Origin of the sequence: Serpentinicella alkaliphila (genome assembly GCF_018141405.1) — a bacterium.
GTDB classification, from domain to species: domain Bacteria; phylum Bacillota; class Clostridia; order Peptostreptococcales; family Natronincolaceae; genus Serpentinicella; species Serpentinicella alkaliphila.
Genome location: NZ_CP058648.1, coordinates 618,969 through 644,837, shown reverse-complemented (window position 1 = coordinate 644,837; position 25,869 = coordinate 618,969). Strand labels below are relative to the sequence as shown.

17 protein-coding genes and 3 pseudogenes are annotated in these 25,869 nt (G+C 32.5%); 17 read left to right on the top strand and 3 right to left on the bottom strand.

All coding sequences use genetic code 11. The features are described from left to right. The first annotated feature begins 108 nt into the window (after nucleotides 1–108). From hpf to prfB, 4 genes are all read left to right on the top strand, one after another. Nucleotides 109–642, top strand: a complete 534-nt coding sequence (gene hpf, locus HZR23_RS03290) for a ribosome hibernation-promoting factor, HPF/YfiA family (RefSeq protein ID WP_132848714.1) — start codon at nucleotides 109–111, stop codon at nucleotides 640–642. Nucleotides 643–705: 63 nt separating this feature from the next. After that, complete coding sequence (locus tag HZR23_RS03285; protein WP_213050319.1) at nucleotides 706–1,431, top strand: DUF5317 family protein; 726 nt, start codon at nucleotides 706–708, stop codon at nucleotides 1,429–1,431. An 80-nt stretch (nucleotides 1,432–1,511) separates the two neighbouring features. Next, a complete protein-coding gene (gene secA, locus HZR23_RS03280; RefSeq protein WP_132848716.1) occupies nucleotides 1,512–4,181 on the top strand; it encodes a preprotein translocase subunit SecA in 2,670 nt (889 codons plus the stop codon). Nucleotides 4,182–4,195: 14 nt separating this feature from the next. After that, a protein-coding gene (gene prfB, locus HZR23_RS03275) for a peptide chain release factor 2 (protein WP_132848717.1) occupies nucleotides 4,196–5,300 on the top strand; the annotation gives its coding sequence in 2 pieces (ribosomal slippage) (nucleotides 4,196–4,270 and nucleotides 4,272–5,300; 1,104 coding nt in all). Nucleotides 5,301–5,343: 43 nt separating this feature from the next. Here prfB and HZR23_RS03270 read toward each other — a convergent pair. The 3 genes from HZR23_RS03270 to HZR23_RS03260 all read right to left on the bottom strand — a co-directional run bounded on the left by HZR23_RS03270 (nucleotide 5,344) and on the right by HZR23_RS03260 (nucleotide 9,564). After that, nucleotides 5,344–8,184: an HD domain-containing phosphohydrolase gene (locus tag HZR23_RS03270; RefSeq protein ID WP_132848718.1), complete on the bottom strand. Its 2,841-nt coding sequence runs from the start codon at nucleotides 8,182–8,184 to the stop codon at nucleotides 5,344–5,346. A 145-nt stretch (nucleotides 8,185–8,329) separates the two neighbouring features. Beyond that, nucleotides 8,330–9,001, bottom strand: a complete 672-nt coding sequence (locus HZR23_RS03265) for a stalk domain-containing protein (protein ID WP_132848719.1) — start codon at nucleotides 8,999–9,001, stop codon at nucleotides 8,330–8,332. A gap of 116 nt (nucleotides 9,002–9,117) precedes the next feature. Beyond that, entirely contained in the window at nucleotides 9,118–9,564 is a 447-nt protein-coding gene (locus HZR23_RS03260; RefSeq protein WP_132848720.1) for a YaaR family protein, read from the bottom strand. 172 nt (nucleotides 9,565–9,736) lie between these two features. On the opposite strand from HZR23_RS03260, the gene HZR23_RS03255 reads away from it, so the two are divergent. From HZR23_RS03255 to HZR23_RS03190, 13 genes and pseudogenes are all read left to right on the top strand, one after another. Next, on the top strand, nucleotides 9,737–12,844 hold the full coding sequence (locus HZR23_RS03255; protein WP_132848721.1) for a DUF6240 domain-containing protein: 3,108 nt from the start codon (nucleotides 9,737–9,739) through the stop codon (nucleotides 12,842–12,844). Between the two features lie 8 nt (nucleotides 12,845–12,852). After that, nucleotides 12,853–13,137 (top strand): EscU/YscU/HrcU family type III secretion system export apparatus switch protein, encoded by a 285-nt coding sequence (locus HZR23_RS03250; RefSeq protein ID WP_132848722.1) that lies wholly within the window; start codon nucleotides 12,853–12,855, stop codon nucleotides 13,135–13,137. Between the two features lie 109 nt (nucleotides 13,138–13,246). Further along, nucleotides 13,247–15,229, top strand: a complete 1,983-nt coding sequence (locus HZR23_RS17520) for a flagellin N-terminal helical domain-containing protein (protein WP_279229894.1) — start codon at nucleotides 13,247–13,249, stop codon at nucleotides 15,227–15,229. A 90-nt stretch (nucleotides 15,230–15,319) separates the two neighbouring features. Beyond that, the gene (fliS, locus tag HZR23_RS03235; RefSeq protein WP_132848723.1) at nucleotides 15,320–15,787 is read left to right on the top strand and encodes a flagellar export chaperone FliS; all 468 of its coding nucleotides are present in this window, start codon (nucleotides 15,320–15,322) and stop codon (nucleotides 15,785–15,787) included. 306 nt (nucleotides 15,788–16,093) lie between these two features. Continuing rightward, complete coding sequence (locus HZR23_RS03230) at nucleotides 16,094–17,344, top strand: HlyC/CorC family transporter (RefSeq protein ID WP_132848724.1); 1,251 nt, start codon at nucleotides 16,094–16,096, stop codon at nucleotides 17,342–17,344. Between the two features lie 108 nt (nucleotides 17,345–17,452). Beyond that, nucleotides 17,453–17,527, top strand: a pseudogene (locus tag HZR23_RS17985) (zinc ribbon domain-containing protein); the annotation flags it as partial. 135 nt (nucleotides 17,528–17,662) lie between these two features. Beyond that, nucleotides 17,663–18,739, top strand: a complete 1,077-nt coding sequence (ytvI, locus tag HZR23_RS03220) for a sporulation integral membrane protein YtvI (RefSeq protein ID WP_132848725.1) — start codon at nucleotides 17,663–17,665, stop codon at nucleotides 18,737–18,739. A 228-nt stretch (nucleotides 18,740–18,967) separates the two neighbouring features. Further along, entirely contained in the window at nucleotides 18,968–19,171 is a 204-nt protein-coding gene (locus tag HZR23_RS03215) for a hypothetical protein (RefSeq protein WP_132848726.1), read from the top strand. A 106-nt stretch (nucleotides 19,172–19,277) separates the two neighbouring features. After that, nucleotides 19,278–20,207: a chloride channel protein gene (locus tag HZR23_RS03210; RefSeq protein ID WP_132848727.1), complete on the top strand. Its 930-nt coding sequence runs from the start codon at nucleotides 19,278–19,280 to the stop codon at nucleotides 20,205–20,207. A gap of 211 nt (nucleotides 20,208–20,418) precedes the next feature. Next, nucleotides 20,419–20,708, top strand: a pseudogene (tnpA, locus tag HZR23_RS03205) (IS200/IS605 family transposase). 38 nt (nucleotides 20,709–20,746) lie between these two features. Further along, nucleotides 20,747–22,216 carry an RNA-guided endonuclease InsQ/TnpB family protein gene (locus HZR23_RS03200; protein WP_132848728.1) on the top strand — a complete coding sequence of 490 codons (1,470 nt, stop codon included), beginning with the start codon at nucleotides 20,747–20,749 and terminating at the stop codon, nucleotides 22,214–22,216. Between the two features lie 119 nt (nucleotides 22,217–22,335). Next, nucleotides 22,336–24,486 (top strand): annotated as a pseudogene (locus HZR23_RS03195) (Tex family protein). A 24-nt stretch (nucleotides 24,487–24,510) separates the two neighbouring features. Further along, nucleotides 24,511–25,815: an MFS transporter gene (locus HZR23_RS03190; protein WP_132848729.1), complete on the top strand. Its 1,305-nt coding sequence runs from the start codon at nucleotides 24,511–24,513 to the stop codon at nucleotides 25,813–25,815. Nucleotides 25,816–25,869: the final 54 nt, after the last annotated feature.

Genomic DNA, 25,869 nt, shown 5'->3' with positions numbered 1-25,869 from the left:
TTTTAAGGACAAACACTTGGGTAAATATGTTATAAGTAGCTATAATAGTTATACAATTAAGTTAATAATATTAGCTTAATTTTTATAGAAGTGAAGGGAGCTGAATTTATGAATATCATGATTAGTGGAAAAAATGTAGAAGTTACAGACGCATTAAGAGACGCTGTTGAATCAAAAGTTTCAAAGCTCACAAAATATTTCAGCAAAGGGGCTGAGGTTAAAGCTACTCTGTCGGTAGAGAAAAATAGACAAATTATTGAGGTGACTATCCCTATAAATGGCTCTGTTTTAAGAGCAGAAGAGGCTACTGAAGATATGTATATGTCCATAGATAAGGTTGTGGACAAATTAATTAGACAACTTAGAAAGCATAAAACAAAATTAGAAAATCGTTTAGTTAAATATGAGACTATAAGATTTGAAAATATACCTGCATTTGAAGAGGTAAGAGACGATGCAGATGCTAAAATAGTAAAAACAAAACGTTTTGCTATAAAGCCTATGAGTAGTGAAGAGGCCGTATTACAAATGGAGTTAGTGGGACATAACTTCTTCGTATTTGCAAATGCTATTACTGATGAAGTTAATGTTGTATATAAAAGAAAAGATGGTAACTATGGTTTAATTGAGCCAGAATTTTAAAGTAAAAGTATAAAAGAATATATAGAAGAACAATATCCATCCAGTGGATATTGTTCTTGTTTTTTGTCACAATTTATACTTATTTTTATACTAAAGCAGGAAATGTACTATTTTTATCGAAATATAGAGGATACTTGTGTTTTTATCGGTAAATTTAAAATAATCTATAATTTAGAAGGGCGTGAAAAAATGTTATTAGAGGCTCTATTATTAGGTATAATATTTGGGAAACTTCGGGGTGGAAGGATAAATAGAATAGGACATTTGTCTTTTAAAATACCTATACTTGCATATGTAGCTCTCATTATAAAGCTAGTTACATATATAATGATTACATTGGGACATGAGTTTTTTATTCAACAAAGATTAATTCTAAATATTGCATATTTCTGTTTTTTATTTTTGGCCCTATTTTTTAATTTACATTATAAGCCTGTCTGGCTAATTTTAATCGGTACAATATTAAATTTTGCTGCTACTACGTTAAACTCAGGTAGTATGCCAATAGATTTAGCTCTTTTAGAAAAATTAGAATTGAAGAATTTACTTACATCAATTAATTCAGGGGCACTACATTATTACATACCTTTAGAACAAGCTAAATCCTTTACTATACATTTAGGTAGAAAAATAATTTTACCGGATTTTTATCCCTTTAAGCCTATACTTAGTATCGGTGATATATTAGTATCCCTTGGTCTATTTTTCCTAATACAAACAATGATGGTTTCATCTATGCATCGCAGAGCTTCAAAGACAATTAAGTTTGATTACAAAAAAGGAATGTAAAAAGTCAGATAATTGTGTTAAAAACTAATTAATGATACAATAATAATGTTATACAGTAAACTAACAATGAGGTGGAAATTTTGAAGAGAATTTTTGAAAAGGTTTTTGGAACCTATAGTGAACGTGAATTAAAAAAATTAGATAAACATGTTAAGGCAGTACTTAGTCTAGAGTCAGAATTTGCAAAGTTAACTGATGAACAGTTAAAAAATAAGACAGTTGAGTTAAAAGGACGTTTAAATAAAGGAGAAACATTAGATGATATTTTACCAGAGGCCTTTGCCAATATTAGAGAGGCTTCTTGGCGTGTATTAGGAATGAAACATTATCCAGTACAGATTTATGGTGGTATCGTATTACATCAAGGAAGAATAGCAGAAATGAAAACTGGGGAAGGTAAAACCCTAATGGCTACCTTACCAGTATACTTAAATGCTTTAGCTGGTAAAGGGGTACATGTTGTAACAGTTAATGATTACTTAGCAAAAAGGGATAGGGACTGGATGGCAAAAGTATACAGTTTCTTAGGTCTTTCAGTTGGAGTAATTATACATGGACTTTCACCTCAACAGAGAAAAGATGCATATAATTGTGATATTACTTATGGAACGAATAATGAATTTGGGTTTGATTACTTAAGAGATAATATGGTTATCCACCAAAAAGATATGGCTCAAAGAGATTTAAATTATGCTATCGTGGATGAGGTTGATAGTATATTAATCGATGAGGCTAGAACACCACTTATTATTTCTGGACAGGGTGAAAAATCAACTAATATGTATGCTATAGTTGATCAATTTGTTCGAACCCTGAAAAAAGAAGTGGATTTTAATGTAGATGAAAAGGCCCATACAGTTACTTTAACTGAAGATGGTGTGGAGAAGGCAGAAAAGTTTTTTGGACTTGAAAATTTATCAGATATAAATAATATGGAAACATCTCATCATATAAATCAGGCATTAAAAGCAAATACATTGATGAGAATAGATAAAGACTATGTCGTTAAAGATGGGGAAGTAGTTATTGTAGATGACTTTACAGGAAGGCTAATGTTTGGTCGTCGATATAGTGATGGCTTACACCAGGCTATCGAAGCTAAGGAAAAGCTAGAGGTGCAAAGAGAGTCTAAAACCCTTGCAACAATTACATTCCAAAACTATTTTAGAATGTATAAAAAACTAGCAGGGATGACAGGTACTGCTAAAACTGAGGAAGAGGAATTTGTTGCAATCTACGGTATGGATGTTATAGAAATACCGACGAATAAGCCTGTTGTTAGAGAAGACAATGCAGATGTAATATATAAAACCGTTAAGGGTAAATTTAATATGTTAGCTGAAGAAATTGAGGAGAAGAATAAAACAGGACAACCGGTTTTAGTAGGTACTATTTCGATTGAAAACTCAGAAGAGATTTCTAAGTTATTAAAAAGAAGAGGCGTACCCCATGAGGTTCTTAATGCTAAGCATCATGAAAGAGAAGCGGATATTGTTGCTCAGGCTGGTAGAAAGGGTGCTGTAACCATAGCAACTAATATGGCTGGTAGGGGAACTGATATACTACTTGGAGGTAACCCAGAGTTTTTAGCTAAAAAGCAAATGAAGGCTAAGGGATATACTGATCATGTTTTAGCAGAAGTAACAGGTTTTGCAGACCTTCAAGATGAAGAAATTATTGAAGCTAAAAAAGTTTATGAGGAAACATATAAGTCATTTAAAGAACAGACAGATAAAGAGCATAATGAAGTAATTTCCTTAGGCGGACTTCATATTTTAGGTACAGAACGTCATGAATCTAGACGTATTGATAATCAGTTAAGAGGACGTGCTGGCCGTCAAGGGGATCCTGGTTCAAGTAGATTCTACATTTCCCTTGAAGATGATTTAATGAGGCTTTTCGGTGGAGATAGAATACAAGGAATTGTTGAGAAACTTGGTATAGAGGAAAACGACGCTATAGAACATTCACTACTTTCTAGGTCTATTGAAAATGCTCAGAAAAAAGTAGAGGGAAGAAACTTTGGTATTCGTAAACATGTATTACAGTATGACGATGTTATGAATAAGCAAAGGGAAGTAATATATACAGAGCGTAAAAAAGTTCTAGCTGGTGAGAATATGCGAGAGCATATCTTCAATCTGATAGAAAACATTGTAGAAGATGGTATTGCAATATATACAGAGGGTATTCAGTATCCAGAAGAGTGGGATTTAGATGGATTAGTTCATCACCTTGAGACTCAGTTTTTACCAAAGGGAGCTTTGAGCTTTGAAAATATTGAAGAGTTAACTATGGAGTCCCTAAAGGATAAGGTATTAGAAGTATGTGAAAAACTATATAAAGAAAAAGAAGAAGAAATAGGACAAGAACAGATAAGAGAAATAGAGAGGGTTGTATTGCTTCAAGTAATAGACTCTAAATGGATGGATCATATTGATGCAATGGATCAATTAAGACAAGGTATTGGGTTAAGGGCTATCGGGCAAGAAGATCCAATTAGAGCATATCAAATGGAAGGCTTTGATATGTTCCAAGAGATGATTAAGAACATTCAAGCTGATACTGTAAGATATATGTTTAGTATTGAGAAGGAGTTCAAAGTGGAAAGAAAAAGAGTTGCAACTCCAACGTCAGCTAGTCATGGACATGGTGAACAAAAACCTGTTACTAAAGAGGATACAGCTGGTAGAAATGAACCATGTCCTTGTGGAAGTGGAAAGAAATACAAAAAATGTTGCGGTCAATAAATGAGGTGTATTAATTGATACAAATTGAAGGAATAAAACAAAAGCTTTCAAAAATAAATGAAGATTTAAATGAATTAAAGGTGTCTCTTTGACATAGAAAGGCTAAATATTATTATTGAAGAATTAGAAGCAAAGATGTCAGAGGAAACCTTCTGGAATGACCCTGAAAAGGCACAGGATGTAGTGAAAACTACTAAAGCTCATAAAGATAAAATTGAGGAATTTAATAGTCTAGTTAAGATGCATGAGGACATAGAAATGATGATTAGCTTCATAGAGGAGGGAGACTCCTCTTTTGAAGCTGAAATGAAGGAAACTTTAGCTAAAATAGAAGATAACCTGGATATATTAAAGCTAGAAACTCTTCTAAGTGGTGAATACGATAGCAATAATGCAATATTATCTATTCATGCTGGAACCGGTGGCTTAGATGCACAGGACTGGGCTAAGATGCTTCTTCGTATGTATTTAAGATGGGCTGAGAAAAAGGGGTATAAGGTGAAAACCCTTGACCTAATTGATGATCCTGAGGCTGGAATTAAGAGTGCGACGCTTTTGATAGAGGGAATTAATGCATATGGTTATCTAAAGTCTGAAAAGGGTGTCCATAGGTTAGTTAGAATATCACCTTTTAATGCATCAGGAAAAAGACATACTTCGTTCGCTTCAATAGATGTTATGCCAGAAATTGATGACTCTGTACAAATAGATATTAATCCTGCACACTTAAGAATAGATACCTTCAGATCAAGTGGGGCAGGGGGACAACATATCAATACAACAGATTCGGCAGTTAGAATAACCCACATACCTACGGGTGTTGTGGTTGCATGTCAGAATGAAAGATCACAGCATAGCAACAAGGATACTGCAATGAAAATGTTAAAGGCAAAACTTTTGGAGTTAAAGAGACTTGAACAAAAAGAGAGAATTGAAGATATCCAAGGAGAATATGGACAAATTGCTTGGGGAAACCAAATAAGATCATATGTTTTTAATCCATACAATTTAGTTAAAGATCATAGAACAAATGCAGAGACAGGAAATTTACAAGTTGTAATGGATGGGGAAATTGATTTGTTTATAAATGCATACCTAAAGAGTAATATTAATATTTAAGCAAAAACCTAGATATTGGGTAACCAAAATCTAGGTTTTAACTTTATTCAAAGCTACTAATACTATTAATAAAAATTTCAACTAGGTTTGGATCAAACTGCTTACCTGAACATTTCTTAAGTTCTTCGAGTGCCTGTTCAGTTGACATTGCTTCACGATAGCTTCTTTTGCTCGTCATGGCATCATAGGCATCAGCTATTGATATAATTCTAGCCTGAAGAGGGATTTCTTCACCCTTTAGCCCCTTAGGATAACCAGTTCCATCCCAGCTTTCATGGTGAGCTAGAACATATTCAGCAATATCAGACATTTCATTAAGGGAACTTAAAAGTCTATAACCGATTTCAGGGTGTCTTTTTATTTCTTTCCACTCTTCGTCAATTAATTTACCAGGCTTATTTAAAATATCTCCCTCAATAGCAATTTTTCCTATGTCATGGAGAAGACCAACTATTTTTAATTCATGTATTTTCTCATCAGACAAATTAAGGGCTTCCCCAAATGATCTACATAAACTAGATACTCTATGGGAATGGGCCTCTTCACGAGCACATTTTTCATTAAGTGTTTTTATAATTAAATTAATATTTTTGCTTCTAATACTTGGGCTTTCATAAAGTTTTTTCTTGTACATATCATCTTCCGCATTTCTTAAAATCTCATGAATATTTTGGTATTTACATGACTTAGTTGAAATACCAAAGGAAATAGAAAGATTAATGGATTGGACAGTTTCGTCTAATGCATTTTTTTTCAGTGTTTTTACGATTTCTTCGGCTTCCTGAAAATGGGTGTTAGGAAGAATAATAATAAATTCATCTCCGCCGAGTCTTGCAAGAATATCACTTTGTCTACATCCTCTTTTTAAAACACTGGCTACTTTAATGAGCAGTTCATCACCAGCAGCGTGGCCAAAAGCATCATTAATAAGCTTTAAACCATTTACATCTGCCATAACTATTGTTAAAGGTAGGGCGCTTGGAATATCAACTTTTATTAACTCATTTTCGAAATATCTCCTATTATATAAGCCTGTTAATTGATCGTGGTAGCTTAAAAACTCAAGTCTTTGCTCCATTCGTTTTCGGTCAGAAATGTCTCTACATACTATATGTAATAATTTTTTATCTTTCATAGAAATAGAGGTCATTATAATATCCATAGGAAGGATTGTTCCATCTTTTTTCTTATGCCACCATTCAAATCTATTTTTACCTTCCTTATTGGCATGATCGATAATTTCTAAGGCTCTTTCCTGTGAAGATTCTCCGCAAAGCTGTCTCTCCGGGGATAGGTGCCAAGGGTTTTTACCTATTATGTCACCTTTTTTATCATAACCAAAGGTGGTAACTGTTGCTGTATTACAGTCAATAAATTTATTATCACTGTCCATTAGAAGAATAGGGTCTGAAGAGCCTTCAAATAGCATTCTAAAGTTTTCTTCACTTAATTTTATTAATTGCTCAATTCTTTTTCTTTCAGTTATATCTGACAGAATAATTGCAAACTTCATCGGTCTAGGCCTGTAGGCAACTATCTCGAAAAATTTATTTAAATCATTATTGAATTTTTCAAAGTGAGCTACGTTGCCTGTAAGGGCAACTTGTCCAAGTTTTCTAATCCAATATTTTTGAATATTTGGGAAAACTTCTGTAACTTTTTTTCCGATAAGATCTTCTCTATTTATACCAGTTAATTTTTCATAACTTCTATTTACATCCACAAATATATAATCTATAGGTTCACCATTTTCATCTACAACTATTTGATGAAGGGCTAGACCTTGATGCATTTCCGTAACTAGCTTTTTATATCGTTCTTCGCTATCCTTTAGCTTGTCATATTGATATCTTAACTCTTCTTCTGTTGCGAGTAATTGTCCTAAACTAGCTTCTAATTCTTCGTTAGAAGCAGCAAGTTCTTCTTGATTCTGCTGTAATTCTAGGTTGAGATTCATAAGCTCCTTTGTACGAGATGATACGACTTTTCTTAATAGTATATTCCATATAAAAAGCCCAAAAACTAACAATATAATAGTGTAAAGAAGCCAATAATACTTCCTAAAAAAACTCAAGATACTAGTATCTTCTGTGTAAACTCCTAACCATCTATTATATATCTCCCTATACTGACCAGTGGCATTTAAAATAACAAGACCTTCATTTAAAGCATTAACTAAATCATCATTCCCTATCTTAACTGCAAAGGAGTAGTTTTGAGGGTTCAGATGTAAACTATTAGACTTCAAATTATTAAGATTATGATGATTAATAACATAGTGTCCAGAAAGTTTCAATACGGCAGCATAATCGTATTCCCCTGCAGATATTAATCTTAGAGCATTAGATACTGTATCTACCTCTATAAACTCTATATCGAGGTTCTGAGATAATAGAAACTCGTGTATAATATCATTTTTCACAACAACTACTTCTAAACCCCTTAATTCATCTATAGATTTTATAGAATAGTCCATCCTAGTAAAAATGTCGCTACTAGCAACAGAATGGTTACTAGAAAAATTAAATTCCTTTTCTCTTTCGGCTGAGTAAAACATACCAGATATTATATCTATTTTCCCTTCTCTAAGATTATTCTTGGTCTCATTCCAATTACGTAATTGAAATTCAACTTCGAATCCCATAACTTTGGCAACTCCCTGAATTAACTCAATATTAAAACCTGTAGGACGATTATCCTTATCTAAATAACTAAAGGGTGGATAATCAATATCATCCCCTACAATAATAACTCTTTCAGAAATTTTGGGAGTAGGTTCATTATTTATACTATTGAGTGCTGAGGGCTGAGAGGATGTAATAATAATTGTAATAACACCAATAAAAAAACTAACTAGGAGTTTTGTAAATCTATTTAAATGCATAAACCCATCCCCCTTTTACCTATAACTACCATAACACTGATATAAGAATTTTACCCTAAATGTATAAGTTAAAACACTATTACAATAAAGAAAGGATAACATCCAGACCGATATTATCCTTTCTTTATTGTTTTATTAAATAGGTTTATTTATAGATTATTATCCCACGAGTTTGCCCAGGGTAGCTTAATAACATTATGGGAGGGCTAACCGTTCTAATGAAGTCTCCTTCTTTAATTGTATTTTGGAAAATAGTTTCTTTTGTTGCATGAATAATTAAATGTACTTCGTCTTCTTTATCATTAGATAGGTGATATTCAACTGTATTTTCAGCCTCATTAATTTTAGATACATAACCCATATGAGTAACTAAGGTATCTACATCTTCATTTGGATAAAAAGTGATTTGACTATTCTCTATTTCAAAATAGATATTTAAAACCTCATGGAAAAATTCTATTGGTACTAGGGTTCTTCCATCAACAATTATTGGTTCAGAGCTTAGGGTAAAGGGTGCCATTTTATGTTTAAAATATGAGTTTTTACCTATGAAAACCTTTGCATAGTTTACACCTTTACTTAATTCAACTGCTCTTTCCTCATTGTTCCAAGTAATTATATAATCCATTTTTTCTAGTGTCGTTCTAAGTGGGAGCATAAGCTTTCCATAAATGAATTGGGGTTGAACATCGAATTGAATAGATTGGCCTTCAACAAGTAATGTATATTCCGTAAGGCTAACATCGTCCTTTGAAGCAAATACAAAACTAGTAAATAAAAGCAGAAAAGTTATACATATAGTTATAGTTTTTTTCATTTACACCACTTCCTTTTATTATTTTAGTTTTATTACTTATATAGACGAACCTAAAATAGAATGGGTTCCATAATTATGCAAAAAAATAAAGCCTCGTTTATTAAAACTTAGCTTTTTCACATAAATATATCTAAGAGTAAACCCCTTATATCATCTAATCTTTTAACTATAGATATTCTATCATTTTCTTGGTTTAAAAAATCTTTAGTAAGAGATTCTAGTTCCCTATCCACTCTCTTTACAATTCCGTATACTCTATGACGGCCCCTTCTATCTAAAAAGTTTTGCTTAGTAAACTTATGGGAATTTTTTGTGGCAACATCAAGAAACTCTCTAACAAGCTGCTTGTATTTAACTACCTCACTAAGGTGAATCCTTTCTCCAACCTTCTCAGACTGTTCTACTATTTTAGTATAAAGAGACTCTAAATGAGCTCTAACCTGCTCTGACTGCACATTTTGAAACTTATTTATAAATTCCTGCTTCTGAATATCTTTTCGTTTTGGTGCATTGTCTATAAAACTAATTGGATCATTAGGATTAATAGCGTTAATTCCATTCATAGTTACTTATCACCTCTTTGCATATAATTCTACATTAAAGCATGATTTTAATCAACTCAATTAATATATCGGCAATATAGTACAAATTATTCAGTTTTTAAATATGAAAATCCATTTATTAAAGATGTAGAGTAGAACTGTCGATAAATATGTTGAAGGAAGGTGGTCTTTGATGAATCAGATTTTTGGTCAATCCCTTTTAAGGGTATTTAAACATTCCTATGATAAAATTCCTAGCTCCTCTAAAATAAGAGGGGTTTTAGTAGATATAAATGGAAGCAATGTAAAACTTGATTTAGGTGGTAACAAAACATTGGAAGTTAAACTTAAAGAGGAAATCTCTGCTGAAATTGGAGATACAGTAGTTATAGATAAAAGTAATATAGAAAAATCAGAGGTTGTAGATAAAGAAGCAAGTAATATAGAGGACGAAAAGTCAATTAATATATTAAGAGCTTTACAAGTACCAGAGACTAGTGAGTCTGAAGAGGCATTGAAGGCACTTGAAAAGTTTAATCTGACTATTAATAAAAGCAATATTCAGTCCTTTGTTGCAATTAAGAGACAGTTAAATAAATTAATAGATGGATTAGACTATGATACAGCAATTAAGCTAATAGAAAAGAATGTTAACATACAAAATGATTCTATTCAAAAGATAGCTGAGGAAATAGAGAATGTTAAAAATGAGAAAAAGAGTTTTTCATTTTCAGATTTATTTAAGTTTAAAAAGGAAATGAAAACAGAAGAGGCAGAGCAATTATCAATAAAAATATTTGGTAGTAAAATGGGTAAAGATGTTGTCGATGCTATTAAGTCCCTACATAAATCTGGTGTAGAAATAACTAAAGAAAATATATATAGAATTAATGATATTTTAAATAAAGTTGATGATATACAGTCGATAAAAGAAGAGACATTAATCGAATTAGTAAAAAATAAAGTTACTACTTCAATAGATAACCTTTATAAAATAAAAAATAACATTATTAAAGGTTCGATTCAATCAATTGGTACGATGGCTTCCTATGCAAATAGAGCATATGAAGGTTTAAATATTAGCCCGAAGGTTAGCGAAAAGGACTTAAGATTATTAGAGGATGATATTAAAACTTTATTGAGCAGAGAAGAGATAGAGATTTCAGAAGACACGGTTAATCTTTCAAAAAACATTGTAAAGCAGGGGCTTGATTTAACAAAGGAAAATATTAAATTAATAAAAGGGCTTAAGGATGCAGTTAAAGAACTTACAGGTCTGGTAAGTGGGGACAAGGCATCTATTTTAATAAAAGCTGGACTAGAAATAGAAAAGATAGATATTAGAGAAATAGCAGAAAAGCTAAAAAACATAGATCAGGAAATAAATAGACAGGAAGTAGTAGAAAAAGACAAATTAGATAAAACAATAGAGGTAGAAAAAATAGTAAAAGTATTGGAGAAAATGGATGATCAACAATTAATTAACCTTATCAAAAGGGGTGGAGATATAAAACTAGAGACCTTAAATAGACTATTGAAGCCACAGATAGAAAATAAGGTTGTAGAATCCATAGAGAATGAAAGCAGTGAAATAAAAGTAGGTATTCCATATAGCTTTAAGTTATCTAATTTAATTGATCGGGTTAAAAATGTAAATGATGAAACCATAGCTCGAGAGATCAATTTGAAAAGACCGATTACTTTAGAAAGCCTAAGTAATAGAGTGGTAGAAAATAAAGAAGTGATTAGTACAGAGCAAGAGCTAAAAGCATTAGACTCAAATGGTATGAGTGAGCTTCAAAGTACAAATAACAGTTTAAAGTATATAAAAGATAATTTATCAGTTCAAATGGCTATTAGGGCATCTAAGGAAAATATAAAACTTGAGGGATTAGAATTAGTAAAGCTCTCTCAATTTATTAATGAATATGAGCAAAATTTAAGTCCAGTTGTAAACCTAGATGAAAGTGATTTATTTAAGACAGGATTTGAAAAGCTTAATATTATTGAAACTATAAGTTCTATAGAGATTGATACCTTATCATATCAGATAAATAATAAGCTTCCGATGACCCTCAATGCCTTAAAACTAAGTCAACAGTTTTTAGACGGCCTAATATCTAAAGAAGACTATATAAAGCAAATGGATATGATAACTGAAACAAAAACAACTATTAATATGCCTAGAGTAATAAGCCCGGAAATAGAAAGTAGAATTAATGCCTATATAAATGAAAATGCAGTAAAACTAGGTCAACTATCTGAGGATATAAATATTAAGCAATATGCAAAGAGTTTAATTCAAAATAATATTCCTTTAAATACTACAAATTTGTTAAATTTACATGAAAAGCATAAACAATTAGAGTTTGCTCTAGAGAATATTACAGATAATTTTAATAAAATTACAATGGAAACTAAGGATATATTATCATTAGATATTAAAGAGCTAGCAAAACCATATGATAATGAAAAGAAACCAGACATCCAAAGCTTAATAAAAAATATCAGTAATATAAAGGAAGGTCATAGGGATAGTATTATATCTCTATTGATGAAAAATGCCCTGCCAGTAAATTTAAAAGAGGTAACTGGACTATTCAACTTTTTAGGTAACAAAGAGCAGATAGGGAGTAATATAAATGAAATTTTAAATATACTAAAGGGTGCTGAAGGTAAGGAAGGATTTAAAGAATTAGCTGCAAGCTTAAAAGATATACTAAATGATTTATCAATAAGCTTAAAAACAGGAAAAGGGATACCTGAAAAACCATATCATGATTTAGGGAAAGTATTGCAATCAATCGAAAGCAAGTCACACTTATTAGAAAAAGAAACAAAGGATCAGTTAAGACAAGTAGGAGAAAAGCTTTTTGATTCCCTAGAACTTCAGGTTAAACTTAATAAAGAGGATAATGTTTATCAAGTGCCATATATGTTTAACGACCAACTGAAAAACCTTCAACTTTATGTTATGAACAACAAAAAAGGCAGCAAAAAAATTGACCCTAATAATATGTCCATATTATTAAACTTTGACACAAACAATATGGGTAACTTGAATATATATGTAGGGGTTAATCATAAGAGGGTAGTTATGAAGATGGGTCTACAAGCCCATGAGGATAAGGCCTATATAGAGAAATATACCGATAAGATTTCTAATACCTTAAAGCAACTAGGATATGAGCTTAAGGATATTTCATATAACATAAGTGAACAGAACAATATACTAGAAATTTTACCAGAGACAAATGATAGCGGGAACCTCAATAGAACAAAATTAGACATTAAAATCTAGGTGATGATATGGAAAAAATGAAAAAAGCAGTTGCATTAAAATATAACTTAGCAAAGGATAATGCTCCTAAAATTACTGCAACGGGACAGGGTGTAGTTGCAGAGAATATTCTACAGAAAGCTAAAGAAAATGAAGTATTCATATATGAAGATGAAAGGCTGGTGAAGGAGTTGATTCAGTTTAAAGTAGGGACAGAGATACCAGAGGAACTGTATGAATTAGTTGCACAAATATTAGTTTTTGTAGAAGGAATAGATAAGGAGAAAGGTAGTAATAAGAAATCTTTCTTTTAATAATAATTAAAGATTTTTTAGAAATTAGTCGATATATGTAATAAGAGTTTAAAAGGTGAACATTAAATATCATAAATACTAATGAAAATGCAAGGGGGATAAATGTTAAATGAGAATTAATAATAATATACCAGCATTAAATGCACACAGACTTTTAAGTCATAATACGAATAAATCTTCTGGAGTATTAGAGAGACTTTCTTCAGGAAGAAAAATAAATAAAGCTGCAGATGATGCTGCAGGAATGGCAATATCTGAAAAGATGAAAGCTCAAGTAAGGGGTCTAAAGAAGGCATCTCAAAATACTTTAGATGGTATTTCTTTAATTCAAACTGCAGAGGGTGCAATGAACGAAGTTCACTCTATGCTACAAAGGATGAGAGAGCTTGCAGTACAATCTGCAAATGGAACATCAACTGATGAAGATAGAAAAGCTATTCAAGATGAAATTAACCAATTAACTTCTGAAGTAAATAGAATTGCAAATGGTACGGAATTTAATACAAGAAATATATTAAGAGGAAATATGGCACCTAATTCAAATACTACTGTACATAGAATGTCCACAGGAGCACCCGCAACTTTCACTTCTGGAAAACCCTTTGGTATAGCAGCAACTGGGGTATTCAGTGTAAATGCTTCTGATTTACCGCAAAATGGAGATACATTAACTATTAATGGATTCGTTATTGGTTTTCATGATTTAGGTACGCCAGTTACTGGAGCAAATGTTACTATAAATAGAACCGGACTTGCAGATGAAGAGGATTTTAGGGATGCGATTAGAGCTTTAACAATTCCAGGTGTAACTTTAAGTGCTGGGCCTGGAGTTGGTGATTTTAGGGTAACTGCTACAAGTATAGGGGCCAATGCTAATGATGTGGAGGTGGAAAGTTCAGCTGCCTCACGTTTTGGTGGTATTACTGTAGATAATACTCCTGTTACATTAGTTGGTGATAATGGGGACTCACAAGTAGCGGCATTAGGAAACCTAACATCCCAACAACTTTCAATTTGGGTTGATGGTAAGGAGAGAATTGTGAACCTTAATAAATTAGATGGTACAGCACAAAATGCAACTACTACTAGTTTATTAGAGGCCTTTAATAACGCTCTAGGGGATTTAGGGGATGCGGTTTGGACAGATGCAGGGACAATAGAATTTAGAACGACTTCCATTGGGGGGGCCAGTGAAGTAAAAATTACCGGAACTGATAATATATTAAATGCAATTTTCGGGACTACAGTTGCAGATAATCTTATTGTAAGAGGCGAGGCAGAAAGAGACACGGGAAATGCTGTCGGATGTTTTTATTTTAACGATGTACCTGAAATAGGGTCAACTCTAACAATAGGAAACGAAAAAATCGAGTTCTATGATAGTAGAATAGGGCCGTACACAGGTTCTAATAGACCTATTAACTTGGCAGATGGACAAAACTCAAAGACTATAGAAAGCTTAGTTAGTGAGTTATCTGGACTAGGGTTTGCTGGAGTGGATCTTGATGTTGATCCTGATGTTCCACAAAGATTAATAGTAACTGCAGATGCAGAAGGTTTTAAAGGACAAGCAATCTTTATTGAAGGTACACCAAAGGAATTTATAACTAATTTACAAATTGGACCTAATCAAGGCCAAGGCTTTAGATTGTCTATTGGAGACATTCGTGCAACTAAACTTGGGATTAGCTGGACTACTCCAGAGGGTAATACTGGAGTCAAGGGCTCAGCCTTCAGAAGTGTAATCGAGGTTACAAATGGTCTTTCTGAAGGAGTTATTGAATATGCCCTAGACGTATCCACAGAAGACAGAGCAACAGCGGCTATTACTGTATATGATAATGCTATCTTAAAGGTTGCACAGCTTAGAGGAGCTTTAGGAGCTATTCAAAATAGATTAGAATATACAGCAGCTAACTTAGATAATACTACAGAAAACTTAACAGCAGCATTATCTAGAATTGAAGATGCGGATATGGCTTTAGAAATGTCAGAGTTTACTAAGCTTAACATTTTAATGCAGTCTGGTACTGCAATGTTAGCTCAAGCTAATCAAAGACCACAGTCTATTCTGCAATTAATTGGTGGATGATAATATAATATTTTAAATTAAATACAAAGGGAGAGTGTAACTCTCCCTAAGTTTTTAAAAATTTCTAAGATTTTAGGAGAGGTGAACTAAATGATAGAAAAGGAGTACTTAGCTAGCCGAGTTGCTCAAGCTAATCCAGCTCAGCTAGTAGAAATTGTTTTTGAAGGGTTATTAGATACTATTAATGAAGCAATTGTTTCAATAAAAGATAACGATGAAAATAAACTAAAAAAGTCAGTATACAAGGCTAGAGAAATAATAGCAGAACTACTATCCACAGTTCAGGGTCAGTCAGAAATAGCTCAAAATTTAAAAAGTATGTATATCTTTTTAAATAAGCTAATAACTGAAGGTGAAATAGAAAGGGATATTGAGAAGCTAGAAAAAGCAGTAAAAATTGTCAATCCACTATATGAAGCATGGGGAGAACTAGGCGCTAAAGAGGTTGCTGTAGCGACTGAAAATAAGGGGCCATCAATTGTTGCTGGTGTAACATACGGTAAGGGTCAGTTAAACGATTATGTAGTAAATAATGAGGCCCGTTGGGAAAAAGGTTGATACCATTTCTTTGAAGTTTATTTGTTTATATAGTGTTTTATTAACTTGAATTTTGTATAAAAATTTAAATTTTAGAAAATAAAACTCCTCCACAATGTAGTTAGAAATAATTGCAATATTGGAGGCTGTTTTATTTATATGATTTATAGTATTTTTAGTAGTAATTATCGTAGATTAAGGTTATTAATATAAATAATATAAATATTCTATTACTTATGTTTTTCACTAGATTATATAATATTGATATATAAATGGACATGATGTATGATTAAGATATATTTCTAATGCAAAAAGGGAGTGTTTTGTTTGGGACAGGATAACTTATGGAAAATAATTGTTCTATTTTTACTTTTGGCTTTTTCGGCTTTTTTTTCAGCAGCAGAGACAGCACTAATGTCTTTAAGTAAAATTAGAACTAGAAATATGATGGAAGAGGGCGTAAAAGGCGCTGTTTTAATAAATAAGCTTGTGCAACATCCTGCTAAGCTACTAGGAACTGTACTCTTGGGAAATAATGCTGTAAACATTGCGGCCTCAGCACTAGCAACATCATTAGCAATAGAATATTTTAGAGATAGTGGTATTGCTATAGCAACAGCAGTTATGACTATTATAGTGTTAATTTTCTGTGAGATTACACCAAAATCTTTAGCAGCACAAAATTCAGAAAAGGTTGCACTCAAAGTTATAAAATTATTATCTTTTATTGTAACAATACTAAATCCAGTCGTAGTTGTTTTTACTTATTTAACTAATGGATTAGTAAAGTTAATGGGTGGAAATATTCAAAAAAAACATCCATTTATTACAGAAGAAGAATTAAGAACTATTGTAAATGTGAGTCAAGAAGAAGGTGTATTGGAAGTTGAAGAAAGAGAGATGATACACAACGTTTTTGAATTCGGCGACCTACAGGTTAAAGATGTTATGGTCCAAAGAACAGAAACTGTTGCTATTGATGTAGATTACAGCTATGAGCAGGTAATTAATATAATTAAGAGTGAACAATTTTCAAGATATCCTGTGTATAGAGATAAAATAGATGACATAATTGGAATTCTAAATGTTAAAGATATAGCTTTCAATGATGAAGCAAAAGAAAACTTTAGACTTGAAAATTTTATACGAGAACCTTATTATACCTTTGAATTCAAAAAAATTACTGAGGTTTTTAAAGATATGAAGAAGAAGCGCGTTCATATTTCAATTGTACTGGATGAGTATGGAGGCACTGCCGGAATAGTAACAATTGAAGATCTTATTGAAGAAATTGTTGGGAATATCGAAGACGAGTATGATGATAATATAAAGGATATAGAAGTAATTAAAGAGGACGAATTCATAATTAATGCTAGTTTAAGAATAGAGACAGTAAATGAAATGATAGGTACAAACTTTGAGTCACAGGATGTTGACTCAATTGGTGGGTTTATTATAAAAGAGCTGGGAAGATTACCTGAACTAGGAGAGAAGTTAGAGTTAGAAAATACCAAAATTATAGTAGAACGAGTTGACAAGAATAGAATTAAGTGCATTCGCATCCTCACGATACTATAGATCTAAATGATAAAACCATAATCCAACAATAAACTATGCAAGTAGTCAACTTTGTTCTACATGTGGCAATAAATCAAGTCAAATAAAGGATTTGTCATGTAGAACCATTACTGCCCTGAATGTGGCTTAGAAATAGATAGGGACTATAACGCAAGTCTAAATCTACTAAAATTAGCTATGTAAATATAAGATATGTAGCTAATCGGGGCAGGTACTGTTCTTAGAGCTTGGGTAAACTTGTAGCAACTGTGGGGATTTGTAAATATAAAGTAAAAGGTTCATTTATAATGAGAGGCAAAAACAAATGAGGGGGACATTATGCTCGAGTTTTATGAAAAACATCAAAAAAATATTCTGAAAATTGTGATTTTATTGGTTTGCTTAGCTATAACATATTATTTTGGTTCAATTTTTATTTCCGCAACTTTGCCTTTTGTTTTAGCATGGGGGATTGCGTTTTTTATCGAACCATTAATTAGATTTCTTCAGAAAAAACTTAGAGTATCACGTTCCATTGCAATATATTTTAGTTTATCTTTATTAGTAGGAACTTTTCTTTTAGTTATATTTATAATAGGAGGGTTAATAACAATTGAGACTATAGAGTTCTCTTCTATGTTATCTGAAAATAGAAATTATTTCTATGATGAAGCTAGACTTATATTTGATAAAGTTCATGCTTTTTATAATTTACTTCCAAAGGAAATAAGTCAAAGTTTACTAAATGGAATTAATATCCTAGCAGATAAGATAACTCTATATATGAGTGTTGTTTTGTCTTCTATTCTTAGTTTACTGACTTTTGTTCCGGAGGCTTTTGTATTTTTAATTGTTACAATTATAGCTGCCTTTTTCTTTGCAAGAGATAAGGAACAAATACAAAGTTTTGTGCTGAAGCATACTGAGCCATCATGGAGGGAAAAGGCAGGGGCACTTAAAAAAGATTTACTTCTTGCCTTAATGGGATATATTAAAGCCCAATTAATTCTAATGACTGTTACATTTTCTGTAAGTATTATTGGATTATATATTGTAGGGATTGAGTATGCGGCTATAATAGCTTTAATAGTAAGTCTAATTGATGCCCTACCGATATTAGGAGTTAGTGTTGTATATCTACCTATGATTGTGTGGAATATTCTGCAAAGTGATTATAGTGTTGCAGTATATATAAGTATTGTTTATGTAAGTGCTATGACTATAAGACAATTATTGGAGCCAAAAGTACTAGGTAAACAAATTGGTATTCATCCACTTCTTACTTTAGTATCTATGTATGTAGGATTAAAGACTTTGGGTGTATTAGGATTAATTATTGGACCTGTAGCAGTTGTAATTGTCATGGCATATTACAAAATAGAAAATAGTCCAGATAAAACAAAATTAGTCGAGTAGGTTATAATATATAAAACTTTATAGTAGAGAAAATTCACTGGTATAAGATAACTAGATTATCTTATACCATTTTTTTTAACATTAGGCATAGTACGTAAGCCACTCAATAATATCTATTTTTATCTTGTTATTAAATATTATTTTCTTTCCAAATGGATAGAATAAATGGAAAATCTATTTAAGGAGATATATATGACTAGAATTAGGTATTGATATGTGGGTGGATATATGACAAAATGGCTAACTATAGCAACTATTATGGGCTTATGTGGGGGGTTAGCTGCACTAATATTAAACTTTTCGATAAATATTGTAAGTAGATTAAGTTTGTCTCTTCCTCTATGGATTTCTCCAGCTATAGGTGGACTATTAGTTATTATAATTTATAGGTCTGATAACATAGCTTCAGGCTTTGGCCAGATAAATATATAGAAACCGTAAATAGAGGGTGTTAGATTAAGTTTAGAAACGCATGGAGTAAGATTGTAGCTACAGCCATAACCTTAGGTTTAAATTAAAGGGCGGCGTAGAAGGATCTATGCTAGTTATAGGAAGTTCAATGACAGAAGGAATATTAAAAATAATTAAAATAAACGAGTTATTTACTGATGAGGAAAGAAGAACTCTTATGATATGTGGAGCAGCTGGTGCTATTGGTGCAATTTTTAGATCACCCTTAGGAGGTGGGGTATTTGTTGTAGAGGTTTTATATCGTTCATCCCTACACTATACTGAACTTTTTCCAGCTATGTTATCATCTACGATGGGATATGTCATATACAGCATGGTATATAAATCCACACCATTTTTCCAATTGCCTAACTATTTACCTAATGTTTTTAACGTCCCTTTATTTATATTTGCGTCTATTTTGGCCGGGATAGTTTCGTTAATATTTATTAATATATTTAAGTGGACTCAAGATCTGTTTAATAATAGGATAAAGAGTAATATAAACCCTTTTATTTGGGGTTTATTAACTGGAATAGTATTAATATTTATCCCAAAAGTTGCAGGAAAAGGAACGGATATTATACAAGAGCTAATTACTGGTCAAATGACTTTAGGATTTTTAATGCTTATTATTATAGGTAAAATGCTTGCAACCTCATTTACAGTAGCTTCTGGTGGAAGTGCGGGATTAGTAATAACTGCTCTATTTTTAGGTGCAGCTACGGGTAACTGTTTATCTGTAATTGTAGGGGCTGAAAGTGGGTTATCATCCTCTTTAGTAATTGCTGGTATGACTGCAAGCTTAGCGGGTATTGCAAATGTGCCCTTAGCTGCTGCAATTATGTTAGTAGAGATGGTAGGTTTAAGAATTGCTATACCAGCAACCTTGGGAAGTATTATAGGATATGCAATTGGTCATAATCGCGTTATTTATGGAGTTACAAATCCAGACCATTGGCAATATGAATATATGAATAAATGGAAAGAGGATGACAGAAAATTAAAGGAACATTAGCTTTTTAAATAACTAAAACCAGTTATGGAAAAATTTATTTAAAACTCAAAAGAAAACCTACATCTTCTAAAAGTGGGGGATGAATTATGTAAATATGGGGTTGAGACACATATTTTTACTATGTTAAAATATAATCAGTCTTAACGAACAAAAAATATTATGGTAATTTGAAAATAGAGCCAAATAGTCAAATAATCACTCGGTATTTAGCATTCATCTGATTTTTGTAGTAAAGTATAGACGACAAGTTATAGATGATGAGATATCGTCTAGATTAAGAGAAGTGTTTGAAAGAGTAGCACCTAGCTACAACATAACTCTAACTGAGTGGAATCACGACAAGGACCATGTCCATGCTCTGCATAGCTGTCATCCCAACACCAACTCATCAAAGTTGTGCAAGAGCATTTTGGTTGGTCTAAAAGCTTTTGCTTGATTTCAACTGGCGGAGCCACTATCGAGGTAATCGAGCAGTACATCGAAAGTCAGGGAGAAAAGTAATTGTAGGAAATCAAAAAATATTAAAGGGGGGTGAAATCATGGAAAAGAAAAAAGATGAAGATAAAATTTTGAGAACTCAAAGCATTAGAATTAAGAAGGGACATAGGCTGTATACCTATTGCGATAGCATGTGTTTCCTATCTAAGAACCTATATAACACGACTAACTTCTATATTCGCCAAATTTTTAGTGGGCTAAAAAAAGATAAAGTAAGCAGACAAGATAATGAAGTTAAAGTGATAAAAGAAATAAATGATGTTATCCAGACTTTAAATGACATCAAGATAGCCTATGTTGAAAAAAGAAGATTAAAGGAACTTCAAAAACCTGAAAACCAAAAGAAGAAAATTGCAGATGCAAAGCTGTTCGAATCTTTGACTGAAGAAAACTCTTATCCAAGCTATGGTCTACTGGATGGTGTCTTTAAGACCAGAAATCAAGTTGATTACATAAGTTTACCATCACACAGCAATCAGCATGTGATAAAGTTGGTATTTCAAGACTGGAAGAGCTTCTTTGAGGCATCAAAAGATTACAAAAAGAATCCTGATAAATACAAAGGCAAACCAAAGCCCCCAAGATACGCTAAAAAAAATGGCCGAAAAATAGCTTTTTTCTCAAATCAGACCTGTGTAATTCAGGATAATAAGTATCTTAAGTTCCCTAAGACTAAGGAAAAAATCAATCTAGGTAAGCTGGGTCAGATTGAAGGCTCGTTAAAGCAGGTTCGCATAGTACCAGGGCATACATACTACACAATCGAAGTCGTATTTGAGCTTCAAGAGAAGCGGGTGCCCTTAAAGGAAACTCCTGAAAGAATTTTAGGCATTGACTTAGGTATTGATAATTTTGCAACCATCGTAAATAATGTTGGCCAGCAGCCAATTATTATTAAGGGCAAAGTGCTTAAGAGTATAAATCAATACTACAACAAGATGAGAGCTCATTATTATGGAATCCTAAGACAAGGTAAAACTGAGAAACAAGGGCCCTTCACCTCTAGTCGATTAGATAAGTTAGATAGCAAAAGACGAGATAAAGTAAAAGACTTTCTACATAAGGCTAGCTTTAATATTATCCAATATGCCGTAGGCTTAAATATTGACACCATTATTATTGGTAAAAACAAGGACTTTAAAGAAAATGTTAATTTAAGAAAAGACATAAAGCTTAATTTTAAGGGTATACCATATAGCATGTTCATTGAAATTTTGATCTACAAGGCTAATATGAAGTGCATAAAGGTGATAATAACTGAAGAGAGTTACACCTCAAAAGCGTCTTTCTTAGATAATGACCATATTCCTAGCTATAAAGATAAGAAAGAAGAGAAGTTACAATTCTCAGGTAAAAGAATTAAACGAGGTATGTACAAAACAAAGAACGACATTTTAATAAATGCAGATGTGAACGGTGCTGCCAATATCATTAGAAAAGTAGTTCCTGATGCCTTCGGCAAAGGGAATAGAGGCGTCGTGTCCACGCCACTTGTGTTAAGCGTTGCCTAGAGATAGTGAAATCTTAAATTCGATACACAAGAAACCCACACTTCAAAATCCGATAGGATTTAAGTGGTGGGAGGTTCATGCTATAATATCCTTAGTGTTGTAAAGGGGAGGAAAAGATAATGTCTATTTTAAAACAATTGATAAATGAGTTTAAACTTAAGGAATTTCAGGTTTCAAACACAATACAGCTTATTGATGAAGGGAATACAATCCCATTCATAGCTAGATACCGTAAGGAAATGACCGGTGAATTAAGTGATACTGTTTTAAGGGAGCTTTCAGAAAGATTAATATATTTATGAAATTTAGAAAATCGTAGAGATGAAGTTTTTAGACTAATTAGCGAACAGGAAAAAATGACAGAGGAAATAGAACAAAAAATTAAGAAAGCTGTTACTCTACAAGAGATTGAGGATATATATAGACCTTTTAGACCTAAGAGAAGGACTAGAGCTACAATTGCTAAAGAAAAAGGGCTAGAGCCCTTAGCGAATATAATAATGGAGCAAAAAATTGTTGATGGTCAAATAGAAACTATTGTTGAACCCTTTATCAATCCAGAATTGGATGTTAACACTATGGAGGATGCTATCAATGGAGCAATGGATATTATTGCGGAATTAGTTTCAGATAATAGTGATTATAGGAAAGTGGTTAGAGATATTACCTTGAATGATGGTCTTATAATTTCAAAGGCTACAGATCCAGAAAACAAGTCTGTTTATGAAATGTATTATGACTATAAGGAAAGGGTAAAAACTGTTCTAGAGCATAGGATTTTAGCTATGAACAGAGGAGAAAAAGAGGAGTTTTTGAAGGTTAAAATTGATATAGTAGAAGATAAGATAATTAGCTATTTAAGAGGTAGGCTTGTAAAAGCAGGAAACACTATAACCTCCCCATATGTAGTTTTAGCTATAGATGATGCATATAAAAGATTGATTTCACCATCTATTGAAAGAGAAATAAGATCCTTACTTACGGAGAAAGCTGAAGAGAAGGCTATTAAAGTATTTGGGGAAAATTTAAAAAAACTATTACTTCAACCACCGATTAAAGGGAAGGTAGTAATGGGCTTTGACCCTGCTTATAGAACTGGTTGTAAAATTGCTATTGTAGATGAGACTGGTAAACTTTTGGATACAACCACAATCTATCCTACAGCACCACAGAATGATGTGGAAGGAAGCAAAAAGGTTTTAAAAGCAATGATTGGAAAGTATGGTGTAGAAATAATTGCTATCGGTAATGGGACAGCCTCTAGAGAATCTGAAACCTTTGTAGCTGAAATGTTAAATGAAATGGATCAAAAAATATTCTACATGATAGTAAGTGAAGCAGGGGCATCGGTTTACTCTGCATCAGAACTAGCATCTAAGGAATATCCAGACATAAATGTTTCCTTAAGAGGTGCAATATCAATTGCTAGAAGGCTACAGGACCCATTAGCTGAACTTGTTAAAATTGATCCAAAACATGTGGGTGTGGGACAATATCAACATGATGTTAATCAAAAAAGACTAGATGAAACTTTAAAGGGTGTAGTAGAGGACTGTGTTAACAGTGTAGGAGTAGATTTGAATACTGCATCTGCTTCACTACTTCAATATATTTCGGGTATAAGTAAGTCTGTTGCTGATAATATAGTTAAATATAGAGAGGAAAATGGGAAGTTTGAATCAAGAAAACAACTAAATGATGTTAAACGTTTAGGACCATCATCCTTTGTACAATGTGCAGGCTTCTTAAGAATTTCCGACGGAGATGAACCTCTAGATAATACAGGAGTACATCCTGAATCATATAAGGCTGCTAAAAGCCTACTTAAAACTTTAGGCTATGACTCTTTACTAGATAAAGATGGAATTCGAGCTATAGATGAAAAATTAAAGGGGATATCCGAGGAAAAAATAGCAGAGGATTTAGGAGTGGGTATACCTACTCTAAGAGATATTATTAAGGAACTAAAAAAGCCGGGTAGAGACCCTAGGGAAGAGCTACCAAAACCAATTTTTAGAACCGATGTATTAAAATTAGAAGATTTAAAAGTGGACATGGTATTAACAGGTACTGTAAGAAATGTTATTGATTTTGGGGCCTTTGTAGACATCGGTATTAAAAACGATGGATTAGTACATATATCTGAATTAAGCGATAAATTTGTTAAAAATCCAATGGATGTAGTTTCAATTGGAGATATTGTACAAGTTAAGGTTATTGGCATAGATCATAATAAAGGAAAAGTAGCCTTAAGTATGAAAGGCATTTAGTTTACTTTTAAGTAAGGAGTACAAATGATAAAAGACCAAAATACAAGAAAGCTATTAAAATATAGATGGGCTATTTGGAGTGTATTAATACTTGCTTATATAATTGTTTTTTTTCATAGATTAGCCTTAGGGGTAGTAAGTGAACAGTTAACCACTACATTTAAAATGTCGAGCACTACCTTTGCTAACTTAGGTTCAATGTATTTCTATTCCTATATGGTTATGCAAATACCATCGGGTATTCTTGCGGATTCAATAGGTGCTAGAAAAACCGTAAGCATAGGTACGGTTTTAGCTGCTATTGGCTCTGTTATGTTTGGGTGGTCTCCGAATATTACTATTGCCTTTGTTTCAAGATTTATCGTTGGTATTGGTGTATCTGTAATATTTATATCTATTTTAAAGGTTCAGTCCCAATGGTTTTTAGAGCGGGAGTTTGCAACTATGGCAGGTTTGACAGCTTTCATGGGAAATTTAGGTGGAGTTTTAGCCCAGGCACCCCTGGCCTTTATGGTACTTTATTTAAGTTGGAGGGAAACCTTTATATATATAGGGATTGTTTCCTTATTTGTTGCGATACTCTGCTACATTATAGTTAGAAATACACCTTCACAAATGGGTTTACCTAAAATTGAAGAAATTGATAAGGAACGAAAAAAAGTAGAGATGATAGAAACGCCTCCATTATTTAAAGCCTTAATTCAAGTGCTAATGAATAAGCATATTTGGGCTCCATTCTTTTTATTCGTAGGAGTACATGGGGCATATATAGCACTAACCGGAACATGGGGTATAAAATATTTACAGGACGTTTATAAAATGACTTCTAGAACTGCTTCGAATTATACAAGCGTTTCAGTTTTAGGATTAGGAATTGGATGCTATGTCATAGGAAAAGTGTCGGACTCAGTTAAAAAAAGAAAGATACCGACTATAGTATATACAGGAATAGCAACAATCAGTTGGGCAGCTTTAGTTTTTATAAATGGAGGCAAGCCCCCAGTATTTATGTTATATCCTATCTTTTTCTTAATAGGATTTTCTTGTGCAGCCTTTGTTATGTGTTGGTCCTGTGGAAAGGAAACTAGTCATCCATCTATAACAGGTATTGCTACTTCTGTAGTAAACACCGGGGGATTTTTAGGGGCAGCTATACTGCCACCAATACTCGGAAAAACCTTTGATAAATATGTGGGCACTGAATTAGATGTTGTAACGATATACCAACGGGCCTTTATTTATTGCTTTGGATTTGCTTTTGTAGCTTTAATACTTTCCCTATTTGTTAAAGAAACTCATTGCAAAAATATTTATAATAAATTACAATAAAAGGGAAATATATGGAACTTTTTTAGGTTTAGTTTAGTCTAATAGTAAAATAGT